At 69.4% G+C, this 20,981-nt stretch carries 17 protein-coding genes; 11 read left to right on the top strand and 6 right to left on the bottom strand.

Going from position 1 to position 20,981, the window contains the following annotated elements:
* Positions 1-36 precede the first annotated feature (36 nt).
* The 3 genes from AB0I98_RS08635 (at position 37) to AB0I98_RS08625 (ending at position 3,296) form a co-directional block, all read left to right on the top strand.
* On the top strand, positions 37-825 hold the full coding sequence (locus AB0I98_RS08635) for an SDR family oxidoreductase (RefSeq protein ID WP_362937305.1): 789 nt from the start codon (positions 37-39) through the stop codon (positions 823-825).
* 55 nt (positions 826-880) lie between these two features.
* A complete protein-coding gene (locus tag AB0I98_RS08630; RefSeq protein ID WP_362937302.1) occupies positions 881-2,308 on the top strand; it encodes a coniferyl aldehyde dehydrogenase in 1,428 nt (475 codons plus the stop codon).
* A 100-nt stretch (positions 2,309-2,408) separates the two neighbouring features.
* Positions 2,409-3,296 (top strand): MerR family transcriptional regulator, encoded by an 888-nt coding sequence (locus AB0I98_RS08625; protein WP_362937299.1) that lies wholly within the window; start codon positions 2,409-2,411, stop codon positions 3,294-3,296.
* A gap of 4 nt (positions 3,297-3,300) precedes the next feature.
* Here AB0I98_RS08625 and AB0I98_RS08620 read toward each other — a convergent pair whose 3' ends face one another.
* From AB0I98_RS08620 to AB0I98_RS08610, 3 genes are all read right to left on the bottom strand, one after another.
* Entirely contained in the window at positions 3,301-4,173 is an 873-nt protein-coding gene (locus AB0I98_RS08620) for a hypothetical protein (RefSeq protein WP_362937296.1), read from the bottom strand.
* A gap of 127 nt (positions 4,174-4,300) precedes the next feature.
* Positions 4,301-6,145: an MFS transporter gene (locus tag AB0I98_RS08615; RefSeq protein ID WP_362937293.1), complete on the bottom strand. Its 1,845-nt coding sequence runs from the start codon at positions 6,143-6,145 to the stop codon at positions 4,301-4,303.
* A 207-nt stretch (positions 6,146-6,352) separates the two neighbouring features.
* Entirely contained in the window at positions 6,353-9,157 is a 2,805-nt protein-coding gene (locus tag AB0I98_RS08610) for a D-alanyl-D-alanine carboxypeptidase (RefSeq protein WP_362937745.1), read from the bottom strand.
* Between the two features lie 225 nt (positions 9,158-9,382).
* On the opposite strand from AB0I98_RS08610, the gene AB0I98_RS08605 reads away from it, so the two are divergent.
* The 3 genes from AB0I98_RS08605 to AB0I98_RS08595 all read left to right on the top strand — a co-directional run bounded on the left by AB0I98_RS08605 (position 9,383) and on the right by AB0I98_RS08595 (position 11,765).
* Positions 9,383-10,141, top strand: a complete 759-nt coding sequence (locus AB0I98_RS08605; RefSeq protein WP_210581551.1) for a GPP34 family phosphoprotein — start codon at positions 9,383-9,385, stop codon at positions 10,139-10,141.
* Between the two features lie 347 nt (positions 10,142-10,488).
* On the top strand, positions 10,489-11,346 hold the full coding sequence (locus AB0I98_RS08600) for a helix-turn-helix transcriptional regulator (protein ID WP_210581553.1): 858 nt from the start codon (positions 10,489-10,491) through the stop codon (positions 11,344-11,346).
* A 209-nt stretch (positions 11,347-11,555) separates the two neighbouring features.
* Complete coding sequence (locus AB0I98_RS08595) at positions 11,556-11,765, top strand: DUF397 domain-containing protein (protein ID WP_155056542.1); 210 nt, start codon at positions 11,556-11,558, stop codon at positions 11,763-11,765.
* Positions 11,766-11,879: 114 nt separating this feature from the next.
* Here the strand turns inward: AB0I98_RS08595 and AB0I98_RS08590 are convergent, their stop codons facing one another.
* A complete protein-coding gene (locus AB0I98_RS08590) occupies positions 11,880-12,719 on the bottom strand; it encodes a hypothetical protein (protein ID WP_362937290.1) in 840 nt (279 codons plus the stop codon).
* Positions 12,720-12,794: 75 nt separating this feature from the next.
* Between AB0I98_RS08590 and AB0I98_RS08585 the strand changes: the two genes are divergently transcribed.
* Together AB0I98_RS08585 and AB0I98_RS08580 are read left to right on the top strand one after the other, a co-directional pair.
* Positions 12,795-13,580 carry an SDR family oxidoreductase gene (locus tag AB0I98_RS08585; protein ID WP_362937287.1) on the top strand — a complete coding sequence of 262 codons (786 nt, stop codon included), beginning with the start codon at positions 12,795-12,797 and terminating at the stop codon, positions 13,578-13,580.
* 147 nt (positions 13,581-13,727) lie between these two features.
* The gene (locus tag AB0I98_RS08580; RefSeq protein WP_362937284.1) at positions 13,728-15,302 is read left to right on the top strand and encodes a sodium:solute symporter family protein; all 1,575 of its coding nucleotides are present in this window, start codon (positions 13,728-13,730) and stop codon (positions 15,300-15,302) included.
* 101 nt (positions 15,303-15,403) lie between these two features.
* On the opposite strand, the gene AB0I98_RS08575 is transcribed toward AB0I98_RS08580, so the two are convergent.
* The gene (locus AB0I98_RS08575) at positions 15,404-16,519 is read right to left on the bottom strand and encodes an ADP-ribosylglycohydrolase family protein (RefSeq protein WP_362937281.1); all 1,116 of its coding nucleotides are present in this window, start codon (positions 16,517-16,519) and stop codon (positions 15,404-15,406) included.
* A gap of 240 nt (positions 16,520-16,759) precedes the next feature.
* On the opposite strand from AB0I98_RS08575, the gene AB0I98_RS08570 reads away from it, so the two are divergent.
* The 3 genes from AB0I98_RS08570 (at position 16,760) to AB0I98_RS08560 (ending at position 20,418) form a co-directional block, all read left to right on the top strand.
* Positions 16,760-19,306: a fibronectin type III domain-containing protein gene (locus AB0I98_RS08570; protein ID WP_362937278.1), complete on the top strand. Its 2,547-nt coding sequence runs from the start codon at positions 16,760-16,762 to the stop codon at positions 19,304-19,306.
* Positions 19,307-19,411: 105 nt separating this feature from the next.
* Entirely contained in the window at positions 19,412-19,912 is a 501-nt protein-coding gene (locus tag AB0I98_RS08565) for a DUF2165 domain-containing protein (protein WP_362937275.1), read from the top strand.
* Complete coding sequence (locus tag AB0I98_RS08560) at positions 19,909-20,418, top strand: DUF1579 family protein (protein WP_362937272.1); 510 nt, start codon at positions 19,909-19,911, stop codon at positions 20,416-20,418. Before AB0I98_RS08565 ends, AB0I98_RS08560 begins: the two co-directional genes overlap by 4 nt.
* Before the next feature lie 9 nt (positions 20,419-20,427).
* On the opposite strand, the gene AB0I98_RS08555 is transcribed toward AB0I98_RS08560, so the two are convergent.
* Complete coding sequence (locus tag AB0I98_RS08555; RefSeq protein WP_362937269.1) at positions 20,428-20,979, bottom strand: hypothetical protein; 552 nt, start codon at positions 20,977-20,979, stop codon at positions 20,428-20,430.
* Between the last annotated feature and the right edge of the window lie 2 nt (positions 20,980-20,981).

The following is a 20,981-nucleotide window of genomic DNA, read 5'->3' as shown; positions in this document are numbered from 1 at the left end:
TTACACTCAGTGCAAAAGCATGCGTAGAGTGAAGCCATGAGCAAAATCGACTATCGCCGCCAGACCGTCATCGTCACCGGAGCCAGCTCCGGCCTCGGCGCGGAATTCGCACGGCAACTAGCCGCCCGCGGCGCGAACCTCGTCCTCGTCGCCCGCCGCGCGGACCGGCTCAAGGACCTGGCCGACGACCTCACCCGCACCCACGGCGTCACGGTGACCGTCATCGCCCGCGACCTCGGCCGGCCCGACGCCGGCCGCACCCTGCGCGCCGAACTCGAATCCCGCGGCATCCACGCCACCGGCCTCGTCAACAACGCCGGCTTCGCCACCCACAACGCCCTCACCGACGAGGACCCGGACCGCCTGCAGAGCATGATCGCGCTGAACGTCAGCGCGCTGGTCGACCTCAGCCGCGCCTACATCGGCCCGCTGACCTCCGCCGACACCGGAATCCTGATCAACGTCGCCAGCCTGCTGGGCTTCCAGCCGACCCCGTACCTGAGCGTCTACGGCGGCACCAAGGCCTTCGTCCTCAGCTTCACCGAATCGCTGTGGGAGGAGAGCCACGGCAGCGGCCTACGCGTCCTCGCCGTGTGCCCCGGCGCCACGAAGACCGAGTTCTACGACGTCGCCGGCAGCCAGTCGGCCGACTACGGCACGAAGCGAGCCACCCCGGACCACGTCGTCAGGACCGCCCTGGACACGCTCGACCGCCGCTCCGCGCCCCCGTCGGTGATCACCAACGGCCGCCGGCTCGCCCTCGCGAGCAAGGTCCTGCCGCGCCGCCTGATCGTCCGGTTCATGGGCCGGATGGCCCGCCGCTAGCCGGCACCGCTCCTCCGTCGCCCTCACCGGCCAGCCACAGTAAGGAAACAAGATCATGACCATCACGGAAGCCATCTCACAGCCCACGGACGCGGAGCGCTTCGGTCGTATCCTCGCTGTTCAGCGCGCTGCCTATCTCCGCGACGGAACTCCCTCGCTGGCGGCGCGGCGCAGCGATCTGCGCAGGTTCAAGGCGGCACTGATCGCCCGCCGCAGCGCCATCGAGGAGGCGATCAACACCGACTTCGGAAACCGCTCGCGACACGAGACCGCGATGATGGAGCTCGGGGGCGTCGTCCAGGGCATCGACTACCTGCAGCACAACCTCCGCCGCTTCATGCGCCCCACCGGCCGCCACACCGCCTGGCCCATGCGTTTCGGCACCAACCGCATCGAATACCAGCCGCTCGGCGTGGTCGGCGTCATCTCACCCTGGAACTATCCCGTCAACCTCTCCCTGATGCCGGTCATCACCGCGATCGCCGCCGGCAACCGCGTCATGCTCAAACCGTCGAAGTTCACCCCGGCGACGAACACCGTGCTCGCATCGATGCTGAGCGAGCTCTTCCCGCAGGAGCAGGTCACGATCGTCAGCGGCGACGGTTCCGCCTTCTCCTCCCTGCCCTTCGACCATCTCGTCTTCACCGGAAGCACCGAGGTCGGACGAGCCGTGATGAAGGCGGCGAGCGAGAACCTCGTCCCCGTCACGCTGGAGTTGGGCGGCAAGTCCCCAACCATCGTCGCCAAGGGACACGTAACCGACCGGACCGTGTCCGACATCGTCTTCGGCAAACTCCTCAGCGGCGGACAGACCTGCATAGCGCCCGACTACGCCCTGGTGCACGAATCCGAGATCGACACCTTCATCGACAGCTACGACCGACTCGTGAAGGCCGCCTACCCCGACGGCCCGAACAGCAGGGACTACACCTCGATCGTCAACGACAAGCAGTACGCGATCCTCACCGACCTGATCGAAGACGCCCGTAACCGCGGGGCACGGATCATCGAGGTCGGTCACCGGCCGGGCGAGGCCGCCCACCGCCCGCACACCCTCGCACCGACCGTCGTGCTCGGCGTCACCGACGAGATGCGGATCGCCCACGAGGAGATCTTCGGGCCCGTCCTCCCGGTCTTCCCGTACCGCGACATCGACGACGCCATCGACTACGTCAACGCACGCCCACGACCGCTCGCGCTGTACTACTTCGGCAGCAACGACACGGACCGACGCAAGGTCCTCGACCGCACGACCTCCGGCAACGTCACCGTCAACGGCACCATCATGCACGTCGGGCAGGACGACCTCCCCTTCGGCGGCGTCGGCGCCAGCGGCATGGGCCAGTACCACGGCATCGAGGGTTTCCGGACACTCAGCCACCCCAAGGGCATCTACGTCCAAGGCCGTTGGAACGCCGCCCGCCTCCTGTATGCCCCCTTCAGTAAGCGCACGGACGCTCTTCTCAACTTCTTCCTTCGGTAGCCGGCGGCTCCTGCCACCAAAGCCTGACCCGCCCAGCAGCTCCTTGACCTTGCCCTTGGGGCAAGGGTGAGCGTCCATGTCACCGGGCGGAAGGCGCCTGGTGACGGAGGATGACGTGGTGGACGACGAACTGCTCACCATCGGGGCGTTCGCCGCCAAGGCCCGCCTCTCGGCGAAGGCCCTGCGGCTGTACGACCGGCTCGGACTGCTGACCCCGGCCCATGTGGACGAGGCCAGTGGCTACCGCTACTACCGCGCCGACCAGGCCGAACGCGCCCGGCTCGTGGCCCTGTTGCGGCAGCTGGACATGCCGCTCGTCCGGATCGCCGAGATCGTCGAGGCGGCCGACGGGGACGAGGCCGCGCGACGGCTCGCCGCGTACTGGGCGGACGTAGAGGCGCGGGTCGCGGGGCAGCGGACGCTCGCCGAGTACCTCCGTGGACGACTGTCGGGGAGGAGCTCCGAGATGTACGGGAAGTTCGAGGTCGAGACGGTGGACGTACCGGCGCAGGTGGTGATCACCGAGACCAGGCACACGCTGGCGGACGAACTGCCGGCGTGGATCGGCGCCTCGCTGGGGCGCCTGGAGGCGGCCTCACGGGAGTGCGGGGGCATCACGGCGCCGCCGTTCGTCGTGTACCACTCCGAGGTGTCGATGGAGAGCGACGGGCCCGCCGAGTCCTGCGTCCCCGTCGCCGACGAGGCCGCGGCCCGGGCGTGGGCCGAGGCACAGGGGCGGACCTGGGAGACCAAGGTCCGGGTGGATCCCGCACAGCGGTTCGCCTACACCCGGATCACCAAGGCGCAGGTGGCCTACCCGCAGATCATCGCCGCGTTCGAGGCGGTGGAGGAGTGGATCGCGAACGAAGGGCTGGAACACGCGGGCCCCTGCCGTGAGGTGTACTTCGCCGACTGGGACGCGGCGGGTGCGGAGGATCCGGTGTGCGACATCGCATTTCCGGTCAAGGTGGACGCGAAGGATCGCTGAGGGCTCAGCGCCTCGCAGGGCCGAGCGGCCGGCCGGTGAACGCGTCCAGCAGGACTCGGTCGCCCACCGGCCGGTCCAGCTCCACCGTCTTCTCCTGGGCGTGCAGGCTGTCCTGGCACAGACCGTCGTCCGTCCCGACCATGTACCCCGACAGCACCACACTGCCGTCCGTCTCGAGTACGTCCACGGCGGGCCCGTCGTCGCAGGCTCCATGGAAGGCCACGACGGTCACCGACCGGCCGTCCCCGGCCACCTCGACCACCCCGCCGAGATCCCACAGATCACTGGAGACCCCCTCCGCGGCCGGACCGATGGGCGGCTTCGGGACCTTCGACGGGCCGACGGCGACCCGTTTGAGCGGGGTGTCGTAGCCCTCCAGCGTGAACAGCCACGCCGGGACGGTCGCCGGACCACGGCTGGTGGCCTGCGTCATCTCGCCCAGCTCCACCCGGGTCACGGTGAGGTGCGGTCCGTCGCCGCTGTTACCCTCCAGGGTCTCGTACGCCTCCCGCGCGCCTATCAGGTCCCGCGCGAGCGTCTCTCCGCTCTCCCACTTCACGTTGCCGCCCTTGTGAGTCTTGGGCAGTTCGGCGCTCAGGTCGAGGTTCTGGGTGGCGTAGGCCTCTTTGTCCTCCGCGTCGTGCCAGCCGCCCTCGGGCGGCTGGACCGGGCCTTGCATCGGGTAGTAGCCCTTGCCGTACGCCTCGGCGGCGGCGGACCCGTCCCAGGCCTCGGCGACCCGCCCGGCGCGCTCCTTCGTGTCCGGTGCCGGGTCCGCTGCCGGGCTGTGGCCACCGGCCCCACCGGCCGCCTCACTGCCGCAACCGACGACGGCGAACAGGACGAGCGCGATGGTCCGTGTCAGGTGTGTCCGCATGGGTCCCCCAGGGCATGACGAGCGATACACACCTGTGACGCCCGGCCCCCGGCCCGCGTTCGCCTCGTTGTCCTTCCGTTACGCGGGTCCGTCACGTGGGTCCGTCACGCGGGTCCGCGTCGCGTCGCTACCTCAGCTCCTCCGGACACGGCGTCCCCCTCGGCACCCCGTACGGCGCCCCCAGCCGGTAAGTGCCCGCCTTCGGTGCCAGCAGGACCGTCCACTTGTCGCCGTCCGCGTCCTCCTCGGCCTCCATCAGGCAGCCGTTGGCGTTGTCGTACGACTTCGGGGTGCCGTCGGGGCGGTCCTTGGAGGCTTCCGTCTCCTGCGGGGCCTTGAGCTTCTTGCCCTCGGCGTCGACGATGCTCAGCCACGGCGAGTACGGGATGCGGACGAGGATGCGGCCGGGCACGGTGACCTTCATGGTCAGCTCGGTCTGCTCGGTGCGCTCGACGACGGCGTTCGGCTCGGCGAGCGGCGTCGGATCGGTGACGCGGAACAGCTGCCAGTTGGCGTCGCCCCAGATCTGCTTCAGATACGGCATGCCGCGCTGAACCAGCTCCCGCTCGCGCTCACCGCCGTCGCCGTCCGCCTTGCCCTTGGGCAGCACGACGAAGTGGACGGCCCAGCGCCTGAGCCACTCGTAGTAGTTCGCGGAGTTGAGCGTGTCGTCGTAGAAGAGGGGATTGCGTCCCATGTCGGCCTGGCGGTTCCAGCCGCGGGCCAGGTTGACGTACGGCGCGAGCGCGGAGGCCTCGCGGTGGGAGCTGGCCGGGACCACCTCGACGCGGCCCTTCTCGGCGCCGACCTCCTGGAGTTCGTTGACGAGCGGCGCCAGCTCGCGGGCCCAGGAGGCGGTCGGGGTCGTGTTCACGACGTCGTCCACGGACTTGAAGCCGATCCACGTGTGGAAGCCGACGGTGACCACGACGAGCGCGTACCACCTGCGGGTGCGCGGCACCGTGAACGGCAGCGCGGCCACCAGCGCCACGCCCGCGAACAGCATCGGCAGCCGGGTGATGTTGGAGCCGATCTGCGAGCTGATCAGCCACACCAGCAGGACCGAGAGCCCGTACACGGCGGCCGTGATCCGTACGGTCTTCCACTCGCGCGGCACGGCGGCGAACACGAACACCGAGTACAGCAGCGGCAGCGACGCCGAGCCGACCGACATCGGCTGGGTGCCGGAGAAGGGGAACAGCCAGGCGGAGACGGCGACCACGGCCGCGGGTGCGAGCCCCAGCGCCCAGGCGCCCGGCCGGCGCTTCTGCAGGAAGAGGGCTACGGCCACCAGCCCGACGAACAGGCCCGCGACCGGCGACGCCATCGTGGCGAGCGCCGCCAGCGGGGCCGCGCACAGCGCCTTCGCCCAGCGTTTGTAGCGCCAGCGGTACGGCCAGCAGAACACCACCGCGACCGCGCCCAGCGCGAACACCGTGCCCAGGCCGAAGGTCACCCGCCCCGACGCGGCATTGCACAGAAACGCGAACACCCCCGCGAGCGCGGCCCACAAGGGGTTCTTCACGGACCGGCTGCGCAGCAGGATCAGCGTCAGCAGGCCGGCCGAGATCGTCCCCGCGATCATCATCGACGTACGGACGCCGAAGACGGACATCAGATACGGCGACACCACGCTGTACGACACGGGGTGCATACCGCCGTACCAGGCGAGGTTGTACGCCGAGTCGGGGTGCCGGCCGACGAACTCGGCCCAGGCGTCCTGGGCCGCGAGGTCGCCGCCGCTGTTCGCGAACGTGAAGAACCAGGCGATGTGCAGGACGCCGGAGAGGGCGGCGACGGACAGGACGGGGTGGCGCATGAACCGTTCACGGAGGGTCAGGACGGCACGCTTGAGCGCCGCCGTCGCACCGCCGTGCTCAGTGTCGGCCTGCGGTGCGGGCACGCGTATTCGCGGGCCTGATCCCGGGTCCGGACCGGCGTCGTCTGCGTGTTTCGGCTCCGCAGTGGCCACCTGAAGGCACTCCCCGTGTCCCGTCTTCTGTTCTCTTGAGGACGCGTCCCGTTCCCCGTCCGTTGCCTGCCGCGTCCCTGCGGCTTTTCCGGGCGCGTCCCGTGAGCGGTGACCTGCCCCGATTCGCGACGCTAACACGTGGCCCGCCGCTCGGCTCCCGGGTGGGGGCCGAGCGGCGGGCGACGGCTGGGAACGTCGCGCCCGGGATCAGGCGAGGCGCGTCAGCTTGTCCGTGAAGCCCGGTTCGCCGAGGTCGGTCTGCAGCGCCACCGGCACCTCCACGGCGCCGCCCGAACCGTCACCGACGGTGAGTGCGCCCACCTTGGTGCCGGCCTTCGCGGTGTGCGGGACCTCGTCGGAGGCGAAGGACACCTTCACCTTCAGGCCGGCCCAGCCGACCGCGGCGACGTCCTTGGTGACGACGATCGGCGTCTGCCCGCCGAGCTGGTCGTCCACGTACCCGACGACGTCGCCCTTCTTCAGGATCTTCTCCGACGTGATCGCGTCCTGGGCGGCGAGCATCGCGGTCTTGCTGACCGCGTTGACCGTGTCGATGATCGGGGCCGTGTGCTGCCCGAGGATGGCGCCGACGACGGTCACCGTCTCGCCGTCGATCTCCTTGGTGGCGGCGTAGAGCAGGTTGCCGCCGGCCGCGGTGGTGGTGCCGGTCTTGATGCCGATGGCGCCGTTGTAGGGGACGAGACGGTTGAAGTTGGGCCACTTCTGCCCCGACGGGTCGACCCACGTCGGCAGCTTGGTGATGTCCATCAGCGCCTGGATCTGCACCAGCTCGTTGCCGAGCTTCACCTGGTCCTCGGCGGTGGAGACGGTGGTCTCCTTCAGCCCGGAGGCGTCGGTGTACGTCGTGTTCTTCATGCCGAGCTCCTTGGCGGTGTCGTTCATCTTCTCGATGAACGCCTTCTCGGAGCCCGCGTCCCAACGGGCCAGCAGCCGGGCGATGTTGTTCGCCGACGGGATCATGACGGCCGACAGCGCCTGCTTCAGGGTGAGCGTGTCGCCCGCCTTGACGGTGTTGAGCGTCGACTCGCCCTCCTCGTTGTAGCCGCCCTCCTTCTCGGCGAGGGCGTCGACCTTGATGTTCGGCCCTTCGTCGCCGGACTTCAGCGGATGCTCCTTGAGGACGATGTACGCGGTCATGGCCTTGGCGACCGACCCGATGGCGACCGGCTTCTGCTCGCCGAAGTTCCCCATCGTCCCTATGCCGTTGACGTCCATCCAGCCCTGGCCCTCACCGGGCCACGGCAGGTCGACCTTGTTGCCCTCGAACGTGTACGAGTCCTCGGCGGTGAGCGCGAGCTCCGGCGTCGGCAGCGGACGCACGGCCTGTACGACCGCAAAGACAACCGCCAGCAGCAAAACCAGCGGCGTCCAGATCTTGACCCGCCGCGCCGCCGTACGCAGCGGCGTCTGCGGAGGCGGCGGCGTGTTCGTCAGCTCCGCCAGCAGATCCAGCGGCGGCTTCGGCGGCAACGGCTGCTGCGTCGTCCGCTCCGGCCCCACCTGCGGCACGGGCGAGGTGGCATCCGGCCTGGCGGGCTTCGGCTCATCCAACGGCTTGAGCGCGACGAACCGACTGGTGCGCTCAACGTCGGCCACGGGCTTACGCGACTGCCCCTCATCGGCCTGGTCGCGCGTGTCGGCGTCCTTGGACCCCGACTTGGCCGCCCCACCCAGCTTCAGCATGGTGGTCGGCTGATCGACGGCAGGCGCGGATGGCCGCACGGCCTTGAAGACGGCGGTGGGCTGGTCTACGGGGGGCTTGTCGGCCTTGGGAGAGTCGCCGGCGTCGGCGTCGTCATCGCGGCCGGACCCGGCATCAGCCTCAGCGTCAGCCTCGGAATCGGGCTCGGGCTTGGAGTCAGCCGCGGCCTCACCGTAGGCATCGCCCTCAGACTCGGCGTCAGCCTCCGGCTCGGACTCAGCCTTAGAGTCAGCCACGGCGTCACTGCCGGCCTCGACCTCCGCGCCAGCCTCAGCATCACCCTCGGCGTCGGCACCCGTCTCGGCCTCGACGTCGCCTTCCGACTCGACGTCAGCCTCCGGCTCGGAGTCGGCCCCGGAGTCAGTGACGGCCTCATCGCCGGCATCGCCCTCAGGCTCGCCGTCAGTCTCGGAATCGACCCCCACCGCACTACTGGCCTCGACCTCCGCGTCAGCGTCGGCACCCGCCTCACCCGCAGAGCCGGCACGCGTCTCGGCGTCGACGTCGCCCTCAGACTCGGAATCGGCCTCCGGCTCCACGTCAGCGGCCTCGGAATTGGCCCTGGCCGTTGCGTCAGCATCGCCGTCGGCGTCGCCCTCAAGCTCGGCGCCAGCCTCCGAATCGACCCCTGCCTCACCACCGGCCTCGGTCCCAGCGTCAGCCGCCTCAGCATCACCGTCGGAGTCCACGTCGCCCTCCGACTCGGCGTCGGCGTCGGCGTCGGCCCCGGCAACCGCCTCAGCCTCGCCAGCAGCCCCGTCACCGCCCTCCGAGCCCTCATCGGCGCTCTCGGACGTCGCCACGTCTCCGTCGGCGTCCTCGTCGCCCTCGGACGTCACCGCGCCCTCGGCCTCCGCGTCCCCCTCGGACGGCTCCTCGTCCGCACTGGCCACCCAGGCAGCCACAGCCGCCCGCAGCCGGTCGTCACCCCCGGCGTTCGCCTCTCCACCGGCGACATCCCCGGCGCTCGCCTCGTCCCCGCCGGAAGAGTCCTCCGGCGCGGCGGAGTCCGCGGCACCGTCACCCTCGCCCTCACCGGCGGAGCCCTCCGCCTCCCGGACATCCTTCGGGAGGTCTCGTACGGAGAAGACCTTCGTCGCCGTATCCACGCCACCTCGCGCCTCGGACGACGAGGGCGACCCCGCGTCCCGCGCCACCGCGAGGCGCGGATCCGCGGCCTCGCGCCTGGCTTCGGGAACCGGACCCGCGCTCCCCGACGTCGGTTCTGCCGACGACTCGCGCTTCTTCGACCTGTCGGGGGACTCGCCCGCCACCGATGCCTCCTCCATGCGCCGCACGGAGCCTTCCGTGCGCGTACCGAACCGTGAATCGCCGCCCGGACACAGCATCCCTACCCCTGTCCGAACCATGTACCAGTGTCCTGTGTGCGGGCTTAACCCCTGCGGTAGACGAGAACGACATACCTGCCGGTTCCACTACATTCCGGTCACGCGCTCTCGACAGACCAATGTGAGAGGGGTCACCCTGTCATTCATCCACGCGGGGAGGCATGGATGGGCAGGAGCCGCAGAACACTTCCGGAGGAGCTTCTGCTGCTGGCGTTGGACCCGACCACGGGTACCACTGCACAGCCGCAGTCGCTCGACCTTGGTCTGGCCGGAGCACAGCTAGTGGAGCTGGCGCTGGCCGGACGGATAGCCCCTGACGGGGATCGTATCGCCGTGGTGTCCCCACGGCCGACTGGAGATCCGACTCTGGACTGCGCGTTGGAGTTGCTGCGAAGGCGCGGCGCCCCGGTGCGGGCGGTCCACTGGATTGGCGGGCCACGACTGGGGCTGCGCCAGACCTACCTCTCGCATCTGGAGCGGTGCGGCATGGTGCATGCCGTGGCGGGCCAGATGTGCGGGGTATTGCCGACGACTCGCTACCAGGCGAGTCAGACCGAGATCAGCCGGGAGATCAGGGCCCGGCTGGACTCCGCGATCCGCACCGGCGTACCGCCGGACCCGCGGACCGCGGCGCTCGCCGCACTGGCGCACGCGGTCGGCCTCGGCAAGCACCTGTATCCGGGTAATGAGGGACGCTCGTCCCGCTCCCGGCTACGGGATCTGATCAGACACGACCCCATGGGCGGCCTCGTGGCGCACGCCGTGATGGACGTCCAGAACGGCGTGGCGGCCCAGCCGCGCCGCAGCCCGGCATCATCGGCCGGCCGCCAGGCCGCCCCCGGTGGCAGGGCCGCACCGGAACCCGCCCGCGGTGTTCCGATGCAACCTCGTCGCGGTTCCATGACGCGTGTCGTGGCCCACTGAGCCGCAGTCCCACGACACGAGCAGCACCACCCGAACCGCCGCACAACCGCACCACGCACCACGCACATCAGCGCCGCACCGCATCCCCCCGGACCCGGTACGGGAGCCGCTGGACCGCGCGGGGCAATGAGGCCGTACGTCCGGACGACGACACGGCCTCACCGCCCCGCGCGGCCGTGCGTAGCGGCGCCTTCATGCCGCGCCACCCGGCGCCACCGCGTCCGAACTGGCGCGTACCCGCCGTATATCCACCGTTTCCCAGCGGTAAGAAGCACCTTGGTGGCAGTCTGCTCAGCAGCAGATACGCAAAGTGGCAATCAAGGCACGCAGCCGGAGGTGCACGTCCCGTGGCGTCCAATGTCAATCCCACCGTCAGGCGGCGCCGGCTGGGCCAGGAGCTGCGCAGGCTCCGCGAGCTCAAGGGCATGACGGCCGAGGAAGTGGCGGAACGACTGCTGGTGTCGCAGTCGAAGATCAGCCGGCTGGAGAACGGTCGGCGCAGTATCAGCCAGCGTGACGTCCGCGATCTGTGCGGGGTCTACGAGGTGGAGGACCACCGGATCGTCGACTCGCTGATGCAAATGGCCAAGGACTCCCGCCAGCAGGGCTGGTGGCATTCGTTCGGCGACATCCCGTACAGCGTCTACATCGGTCTGGAGACGGACGCGGCGAGCCTTCGGGTGTACGACCCGCAGGTCGTCCCCGGTCTGCTGCAGACCCGGACGTACGCGGAGGCGCTGATCGCGGGGGCACTGCCGGAGACCGCGGCGGCCGAAGTCGAGAAGCGCGTCCAGGTGCGCCTGCGCCGGCAGGAACGAATCACCGCCCCGGACAACCCGCTGCGCCTGTGGTCCGTCCTGGACGAGGCCGCCCTGCGCCGGGTGGTCGGCAACCGCACCCTGATGCGCGAGCAGTTGGAGTACCTGGTCGAGCAGTCGCAGCTCCCGCACGTCACCGTGCAGGTGATCCCGTTCGACATGGGCGCCCATCCCGGCCTCAACGGGCAGTACGCGATCCTGGAGTTCCCGGACGCGGCGGATTCCAGCGTCGTCTACATCGAGGGCGTCACCAGCGATCTGTACCTGGAGAAGGCGAACGACGTCCAGAAGTACGCGGTGATGTACGAGCATTTGCGGGCGCAGGCGCTGAATGTGGATCAGTCCCGGCAGTTCATCGCGGACATCGCGAAGGACTACGCGCGGTAGGGCCGAGGCCCTGGATTGCGCCCCCTGGGCAGAAGGAAGCGCACAGTACACCTTCGCCCGGCCGGGATGGAAGATCCAATGGAATATGCCATCCGGTCGAGTGAATGGTCGCTTCATCAGCCGATGTTGGCGAGTAGCGTCGATCACGCCATCGGGCAACACCGTTGGCGCAATCTCAGCAACTCATCAACTGGCAATGCGGAGCGAACATGGCAATTCGTCAGGGCGCCACGGACACGTGGACCAAGTCCTCGTACTCCACGGGAAACGGCGCGTGCGTCGAGATCAAGTCACCGGTTCTCGCGGCCATGGCCGTCCGGGACTCCAAGGTCCCCGAGGGCCCCACGCTGGCCTTCCCGGCCGACGCGTGGAACGCCTTCGTGGCTCAGGCCGGCCGGGGAGCTTTCGACCTCGGCTGATGCTGCACCGTCTCCCACAACTCCATAAGCACCACAGGAAGAGCCCTCTCGACTAGCCCGCCGTCCTTGCCGAGGGGGCTCGGCTTATGGTCCCGCGCCCCCTCCCCCTCCCCGCTACCTCAGCCGGTCCACGTACATGTCCGTCCCCGGCACGGTCGGCACGAACGGCGCCACCAGCTCCACCCTCCCCAGTCCCGCTTCCCCGACCGCCGAGTCCAGCCCGGTGAAGTACTCCTCCCAGCACTCCCGCGGGTCCGCCTGAAGGAACCACAGCAGGGTCAGCCGCGTATCGACGCCCTCGACCTGCTTCACGTACGACATGCGATCCCCCGGCAGCGGGGTCGGCCGGAAGACGGTGACCATCGCTGCCGGGGAGCCCGCGAGCCGCTTCGGCAGATGGCGTGAACGCAGCCATTCCAGCAACTCGGCCCGCTGCCCGGCCGATTCGGCGTCGACGACCTCCACGACCAGTCCGGCGTAGGGGTGATCGAGGGCGTGATAGTCCCGGGGCCCGGCCGCGCCGTCCCGGTACACCGTCGCCTCGTGGTCCTGGAACGCCGTGAAGACATGCGTACGGTCCTGGTAGACGCGGCCGTCGCGGTTGAGGCGCTTGTTGATGCCGACGGTCCACCTCATGTGGTCGTCGTAGCGGCCATCGGTGATCCAGTACGTCGAGATGTAGCAGCCGGCGGTCACCGGCTGGGCGATCGCCGACTTCTCGGGGTAGCGGAGGAGTTGGAGGTCCCGGGTGGCCACCCAGCGGCGTCCCGCGTACATCCAGGGCATGGCCATCGCGCCGGCGTAGTAGTGGTCGTCCTCGTACCAGCGGTTGTAGGCGTACTCGTGGCCCGGATGCGGTTCGACCATGGTGATCAGGGCGTGGCCCGGGTGGACCCCGTACGGGCCTACGGCGGCCAGCTCGGCGTACGTGTCGCTGCGGGTGTCGTCGCTCATGCGGTTCCCCTTTCCTGCGGTCGCCCATACTCTGACGCTCCGTCAGATAGAGCGGAAGAGGCGGGAGGCATCGGGATGTCACTGCTCGCGGGCAAGACGGTCGTCGTGTCGGGAGTCGGGGCCGGGCTCGGGCATCAGGTCGCGGCGGCTGTCGTACGGGACGGGGGCAATGCCGTGCTGGGGGCGCGGACGGAGGCGAATCTCGCCAAGAGCGCCGCCGAGATCGATCCGGACGGGGCGCACACGGCGTACCGGGCGACGGACATCACCGACGAGACGCAGTGCGAGGCCCTCGCCGGGCTGGCGCGGGAGCGGTTCGGGGGGATCGACGCGGTCGTCCATGTGGCCGCGTGGGACGGCTACTTCGGCGGTCTGGAGGACGCCGACTTCGTGACCTGGCAGTCGGTGATCGACGTGAATCTGCTGGGGTCGCTGCGGATGACCCGGGCGTGCCTTCCGGCGCTGAAGGAAAGCGGGGGCTCGGTGGTGTTCATCGGGACGCAGTCGGCGGTGGCGGCGCCCTCGGAGGTGCGACAGGCGGCGTACGCGGCGTCCAAGGGGGCGCTGACGAGCGCGATGTACTCGCTGGCGCGGGAGCTGGGGCCGTATCGGATCCGGGTGAACACCGTGCTGCCGGGGTGGATGTGGGGGCCGCCGGTGCGGGCGTTCGTGCAGTTCGCCGCGCAGACCGAGGCGGTGCCGGAGGCGGACGTACTGAAGCGGCTGACGGACCGGATGCCGCTGCCGGAGCTGGCCACGGACGGGGACGTTGCCGACGCGGCGGTTTTCCTGGCGTCGGACCGGGCACGGGCGATCACGGGGCAGTCATTGCTGGTCAACGCGGGGGAGCTGATGCGCTGAGCCGTTTTCCGGGGTTCATGTCTGTGAACGCAGGTCATCAAGGGGAACATTTTTACTGTCCCTTGACCTGACGCTTGCTTGTCGTGCTCGTGTAAACGCACTCACGATGAGCGGGCCGTTCACATGGCGGACCCTGGAAGGGGGCACATGAACAGTCTCGACTGGGCCGTGCTCATCGGCTATTTCGGTGTGATGGTCGCCATCGGCGTCTGGTCGCACAAGCGCGTGGACAACGTCAGCGACTTCTTCACGGCCGGCGGCAAGATGCCCTGGTGGCTCTCCGGCATCTCGCACCACATGTCGGGCTACAGCGCGGTGATGTTCACCGGGTACGCGGGCATCGCCTACACCTACGGCGTCACATCCTTCGTGACCTGGTCCTTCCCGATCGCCCTCGGTATCGCCATCGGGTCGAAGCTGTTCGCGCCGCGCATCAACCGGCTGCGCTCCCGGCTGCACGTCGCCTCCCCGCTCGAGTACCTGAAGAACCGCTACGACCTCAAGACCCAGCAGGCGCTGGCCTGGTCCGGCATGCTGCTGAAGATCGTGGACGTGGGCGCGAAGTGGGCCGCGATCGCGACCCTGCTGTCGGTGTTCACGGGTGTGTCGCTGAACCAGGGCATCCTCATCACCGGTTCCATCACCGCGATCTACTGCACCATCGGCGGCCTGTGGGCGGACGCGCTGACCGAACTCGGCCAGTTCGTCATCCAACTCCTCGCCGGTGTCGCGATGTTCGTCGCGGTGATCGTCGAACTCGACAACAAGGGCATCGGGTTCTTCGGCGCCTGGAGCGAACCGGCGCTCCAGGGCCACGACAAACCGCTGGTCGGGCCGTACGGCACGGTCTTCCTGCTCGCCTTCCTCTTCATCAAGCTCTTCGAGTACAACGGCGGCATGCTCAACCAGGCCCAGCGCTACATGGCCACGCGCAACGCACACGAGGCCGAGCGCTCGGCACGGCTGTCGGCGATCCTCTGGCTGGTGTGGCCGCTCGTCCTGTTCTTCCCCATGTGGATGTCGCCGCTGCTGGTCGAGTCGCAGAAGCCGGACGGTTCCGACTCCTACGGCCTGATGACCGAACAACTCCTCCCGCACGGCCTGTTGGGCCTGGTCATCGTCGGCTTCTTCTCGCACACCATGGCCATGTGCTCCTCCGACGCCAACGCGATCGCGGCCGTCTTCACCCGTGACTGCGCGCCGGTGATCTGGCGCAGGGCACGGACCTGGAGCCAGGGTCAGGGCCTGCGCGTGGCCCGCGTGGCCACGGTCGTCTTCCTGGGCCTGTCCATGGCGGCGGCCACCCAGGTCAACTCCCCGACCTTCAAGGACATCATCACGGTCGTGATCAAGTGGGTGGCCGGTCTGATGGGCCCGATGGCGATCCCGATGATGCTGGGCCTGCTGCGCCCGTTCCGCCGCTCGGGCCCGACCGCCGCGCTCACCAGCTGGGCCATGGGCCTGTTCGCCTTCTGGTTGGTCAACTACCCGATCAACTGGAACGTCGAGGGCGGCGTCCCGCTCCAGTACCAGGTGTCGATCCCGCTGGCGGTGTCGCTCATCCTGTACATCCTCATCGGCTTCGTGAAGCCGGAGGACACCCCGGAACGGCTCGCGATCATCGAGAAGATCAACACGGACGGGGACGGGGCGGCGGCCGCCGCGATACCGGCTCCGGCGGGAGCGGGGGACGACGTGGTGCGTACGACGGCGAAGGACTGAGACCGGCGCTCCGCGGGAAGGGCCGCACCGGTCCGTCGTTCGTCTGCGGGCACGTCGTAGCTGGTCGCGCAGTTCCCCGCGCCCCTTCAGGGCGCTGCCGCTCAGGCCCTCGGATAGCGGGCGATCCACCCCGGGGCCGAGCCCGCCGGGCCATGCAGGGCGGGCCCCTGCGTCATCTCCATGGCGAAGTCGTCGGCGAGTTCCAGGATCGTGGGACGGCCCTCCAGCTCGGCCAGCCAGGCCGGGGGGAGGGCCGTTTCGCCGTGCAGGGCGCCCAGCAGCCCGCCGGTCAGCGCGCCGGCCGCGGCCGAGGGCCCGGCCTGGTTCACGGCGAGGCAGAGACCGTGCCGTACGTCCTCCCCCACCAGCGCGCAGTACACGGACGCGGCCAGCAGCCCGTCCGCCGTCCCGTCCCCCGCCAGCTCCTCCACCCGCGCCGTCGATGGCATGCCCTGCCGTACGGCGCCCAGGGCGTGCTGGAGCGAGTCGGAGACGGGCTGGTGCCCGGGCCGGGCGGCGAGCAGCGCGAGGGCCCGCTGCACGGCGCCGTCGAGGGTCTCGCCGCGGGCCAGGGAGTGCACGATCACGGCGTACGCGCCCGCGGACAGATAGGCGGCCGGATGCCCGTGCGTCTGCGCGGCGCACTCCACGGCCAGCTGCACGACCAGTTGCGGCTCCCACCCCACGAGCAGCCCGAACGGCGCGGAACGGCCGGCGGCCTCGGGCCCCGTCTCACCAGGATTCTTGGGAGCGTCGAGCGTCCCCATGCTGTCGTCCCCGAACCCGACGATCAGGGAGCGCGTCGGATCCCGCCGGGCGTACAGCCACTCCTCCCGCGCCAGCCACCCGTCATCCTTGCGCCGCTCGTCGGGCCCCCAGTCCCGCTGGGTCGCCGCCCAGCGCAGATACGCCCGGTGCAGATCGGTCGGCGGATGCCAGGCACCCGTGTCGCGGCGCACCTGCGCGCGTATCAGCCCGTCGACGGAGAACAGGCTGAGCTGGGTGAGATGCGTGACGGCCCCCCGCCGCCCATACCCGACGGCAAGATCTACGAGCCCCTCGGCGCCGTACGCCTCCCGGATCTCCTCACTCCCGAGCCCGTCGACGGGCGCCCCCAGCGCATCCCCCAGTGCCGCTCCGAGCAGCGTCCCACGCACCCGGCTACGGAAGTCCTGCTGCTCGGCACGTCCCCAGACGGCCCCGGCTGCCGCACCCACCAAGACCTCCGTTGGTATCGCCCGCACGTACGACAGCTCAGCACTGTAATCGAACGGGGACGATCCGTTCAGGCTCAAACCCCAACACCCTTGACAGGGCACGGAGTTGGAAATGGATCACCGTTCTTCTGAAGTTTGTTGACCGCCTGTCCCGAAAGCTTGTTTGGTTTCCTCGCCCCTGTCCCCCAGTAGGGAGATGCGAACGTGGAATTACAAAGACGCCGAAGACGTCCCTCGTGGATGGCGACCGTGGCCATGGTGGTGGCCACAGCGTTGATCTGCGGCACAGGAGTGTCCGCCGAGGCGGCGGTGCAGAAGCCCTCGACCGCGCAGGCCGGCGCCCTCGACGTCACCGAAAGCGCTGACGGGGACCTGACCCTGAGCTACGACTCCGGAGAGAGCCTCGACCAGGACGTACTGGGACTGCTGGTCGCCCAGATAGACGCGCGCAACGCCCGCCTGAGCGACACGATCAGAGAGGACTTTCAGAACTACGACGTGAAAACCCCGGGTGACGGGTTCACCACCTGGGTCTCCTTCGACGCCACCATCTCCGCGACGCCCACCGGGATCGACTTCGTCATCCCCGAGTCGGAGGTGCACACCGAGGCCTCTTGGTGGCAGAACATCATCGCGGCGACAGCGGGCTTGGCGATGCACCTGTTTGCGCGAACCGTGTGTATCGGCTTCTTCCCCGAGGCGGCCGTGGTCTGTGGGTCGGTCGGCGCGTTCCTCGGGACCGTGGCCGGCCGCTTCACCGTCCAGGCGTTCGAGGGTGAAGTGACGAACGGTGAAGAGTGGGCCAACACCCTGCTCTATGCGGTGGCTGCCGCGGCAGGAGCGGCCATCTGGGAGGCGGGTCTGGGCGCGTGGGCGAAGACCAAACTGCCCGACCTGATCAAGCGGTGCGGCGAATGGCTGAAGAATGACCTGCCGAGGCATCTGAAGGGGTGGTGGAGCTGGGGGAAGGACGCGGCCATCACGGCCGGATCGGCCATGATTCGGTTCGCCGGATGGGTCTACGAAAAGGGCAAGAGCTTCCTACCGGAATGGGGCAGCGGCAATCTCCCCGGCAGGCTGCGGATCATGGTGGTGGGCGATTCGATGAGCCAGGGCGACGAGGGTGACTGGACGTGGCGCTACCGCCTGTGGGAATGGTTCAGGAACGAGGGTGTGAGCGTCGACTTCGTCGGCCCGTACCGCGGCACCAAACCCCCGGCCGACGCGGTGGCCCCGTCCCCGCCGCCGCTTCAGGGGGAGGCTCGGGACGAGTCGTCGCCGCCCCGCACCTGGGGCGGATACGCCGAGCTGCAGACCTTCGACAGCGACCACTTCGCCGTCTGGGGCCGCCAGGCGGCCCAGGACAAGAAGCTCATCCGCCAGGCGGTCACGGAGTACCAGCCCGACCTGCTTCTGGTCGGGCTCGGGTTCAACGACATGGGCTGGTTCGTCAGCGGCCCCGAAGGAACCCTCGACAGCATGAAGGAGCTGGTCGACCAGGCCCGCGCCGCCAAGCCCGACATCAAGTTCGCCCTGGCCAACGTTCCCCAGCGTACGTTCATCGGCGGCCGTGAGGACCTGCCCGTCAAAACCAACAACTACAACCGGATGCTGGCCGCCGCGGTCCCTCGGTGGAGCACCGCGGCCTCCCGCGTGGCGCTGGTCGACTGGCGCGGCCACTACAGCTGTGACGTCGACAGCTGCCCGGCCGGATACGACGGTCTGCACCCCAACGCCCTCGGCGAATACCAGATCGCGCAGGCCTTCGCGCGTACCCTCCACGACACCTATGGCATCGGCGCCTCATTGCCCGCCATCCCCCCGGCGGCCCCGTCCCGGCCGACGCCCGTGCCGAGCGGCGTCGTCGCCAGATCCGTCCCGTCCGGCATCAAGGTGACCTGGGATCGCATGTACGGTGCGCACGGCTACACCGTCCGGCACCGGATCAAGGGTTCCGCGGAGTGGAGTGAGTTCTCCGTGTCGGCGAACCGCTTCGACACCACGTGGACCACTGACGGCATGGAGTGGGAGTACCAGGTCCGCACCGACAACGGCGACCAGAAGTCGGACTGGTCCCCGGTGGTCAGCGCGACCTCCCACCCGCAGACCACTCCGCCGCCGACCGACATCGTCACCCGCGCCACCGCCACCGGCGTAGATGTCTCATGGAAGCCGCCGACCGGTGAGTTCGCCGGCTCGGTCGACCGCTACGAGGTCATCACCTGGGACAGGGACACCCCCGGCACGTTCATCCAGAGCGTGGGGATACGGGGCACATCGGCGCACATCGACGGCCTCGAGCCCGGCCGCCGCTACCTGGTCGCGGTGGCGACCTGGAACGCCGCAGGCGGTGGCCTGCCCGACATCGCCCGCTCGGTCGTCGTCGGCGCCGGCACACCCTCGGTGCCGACCGGCCTGAAGGTCACCTCGACCGACCCCACCACCGTCCAGCTGACCTGGAACGCTTCGAGCCAGGCGGCCGGTTACCGGGTCTGGATCCGCAACGCGTCCGTCGACGGCGGCGGCACCTATGAACCGGACATGTTCACGGCCGACGGCACCAGCCACGGTGTCGGGTTCCTGTTCCCCGGCACCTGGAACTACGAGTTCTGCGTCACGGCCTTCAACGGGTCCGCCGAGTCGAGTCGCTCCGAGTGCGTGGTCGCACCACGCCCCGAAGACACGGCCGGCGATCCCGGTGGCAACCCAGGGGGCACCGCCGACACGCTCGATGACCTCAATGAGCTCACGCAGGCTCTCCGGGGGTCGGCCTCGATGACCGGCTGATCACCCCGCTCCCCGCCCCGTACACCCGCCGTGCCCGGCAGGGTGGGTGTACGGGGTCCACCAAGGGCGAGCGGACGAACCCGCCCGCCGGGCAAGATGACCATCATGCCTACGACACCCCCACGAAGCGCTCTCCGCCTCACCGCCACCCTCCTCACCGCGAGCGTCGCGCTCTACATCGCGCTCGTCGCCTTCGGGAACATCACGGACTTCGGGACCAATCAGCAGTTCGTGCAGCACGTCCTGGCGATGGATACGACGTTCAAGGACGACGACCTGATGTGGAGAGCCGTCACCAGCAAGGGACTTCAGAACACGGCGTACGTGGCGATCATCGTCTGGGAGACGGTCGCCGCACTCGTCCTGATATACGGCACGTGGCTCTGGTTCCGGCACGACGACACCCGCGCCCGCCGCTTCTCCACCTACGGCCTGCTGATGGTTCTGCTGCTGTTCGGCGCCGGGTTCATCGCGATCGGCGGCGAGTGGTTCTCCATGTGGCAGTCGGCCGACTGGAACGGGCTCGACGCGGCGACGCGTGCCTTCGTGTTCAGCGGAATCGTGCTGCTCGTCGTGCAGTTGACCGGCGGACGGAGTGAGTCATGACGGACGGGACGACACCGCGTGTGGTGGCCGTCAACCGCGGCACCGAGCACGCCGTCGGCGACCCGCCGACCGGGCCGGGGCCCCGGCACCGGGCGCTCGACGCCTGGGTGGGACGGTGGATCAACCAAGGTCACGTGATCAATGAGGACGGCAGCCCGGGGCCGACGATCACGACCTCCGACGTGTACGAATGGGGTCCCGGCGGGGTCTTCCTCGTCCACTCCGCCTACGGGCGGATCGGGGAGTTCGACGTCGGTGGCACGGAGATCATCGGCTACGACGAGACGAGCGGCGCCTACCGGTCGCACTTCTTCGACAGCCAGGGCAATGTGACCGTCAGCCGACTCGTCGCGGACGGCGACACCTGGACCTACCAGGGCGACACGACCCGCTCCACCGTGGAGTTCAGCGACGGCCATCGCGTCCAGACGGTCCTGCACGAGCGGACGGACGACGGGACCACCTACCGGCCCTCCATGCAGGTCACGCTGATCAAAGTCCCGTGACCGCAGGGGCTAGTTGACGACCACCACCGTCGTCCCCGTCGAGCCGAACGTCCACACCGCCGACCCGTCGGCCTTGCGCATCCGGATGCCGCCGGTCTGGGTGCCCGAGGCCGGCGGCGGTGAGGAGCCGTCGACGGCGTTGGAGAAGGCGATGTTGAGGCCGGACTTGGTGGCGAAGTAGACGATGTTCTCGATCGCCACCCCGTCCGAGCCGGTCGTCGCGTCGCGGCGGGAGACCACGGAGTAGCTGCCGGGGTCGGGGGCGACCGTCCCCGGCCATACGGCGAACGTGCGGCGGGCGGCGTCGCTCTCGTCGACCAGCCACACCCGCCGCAGCCCGAGGGAGTAGACGATGCGCCGGCCGGTGCCGGAGGCGTCCGGTACCGCGGCCGGTGCGGAGGCGGTGGGGCTGGGCTGCCCGCCCCCCGAGGCCGACGCCGACGCGCTCGGACGGGCCGTCGCCGTGGGACGCGGGCCCTTGTCGGCCTGGACGGCCAGGGCGGCGACCACTGCTATCGCTCCCACCGTCAGACCGGTCACCCAGACCTTCGGGGCTGGCACGG

The sequence above is a fragment of the Streptomyces sp. NPDC050211 genome (assembly GCF_040656035.1).
Taxonomy (GTDB): domain Bacteria; phylum Actinomycetota; class Actinomycetes; order Streptomycetales; family Streptomycetaceae; genus Streptomyces.
The sequence above is the reverse complement of the archived record's forward strand: the minus strand, read 5'-3'. Positions and strand labels throughout refer to the sequence as shown.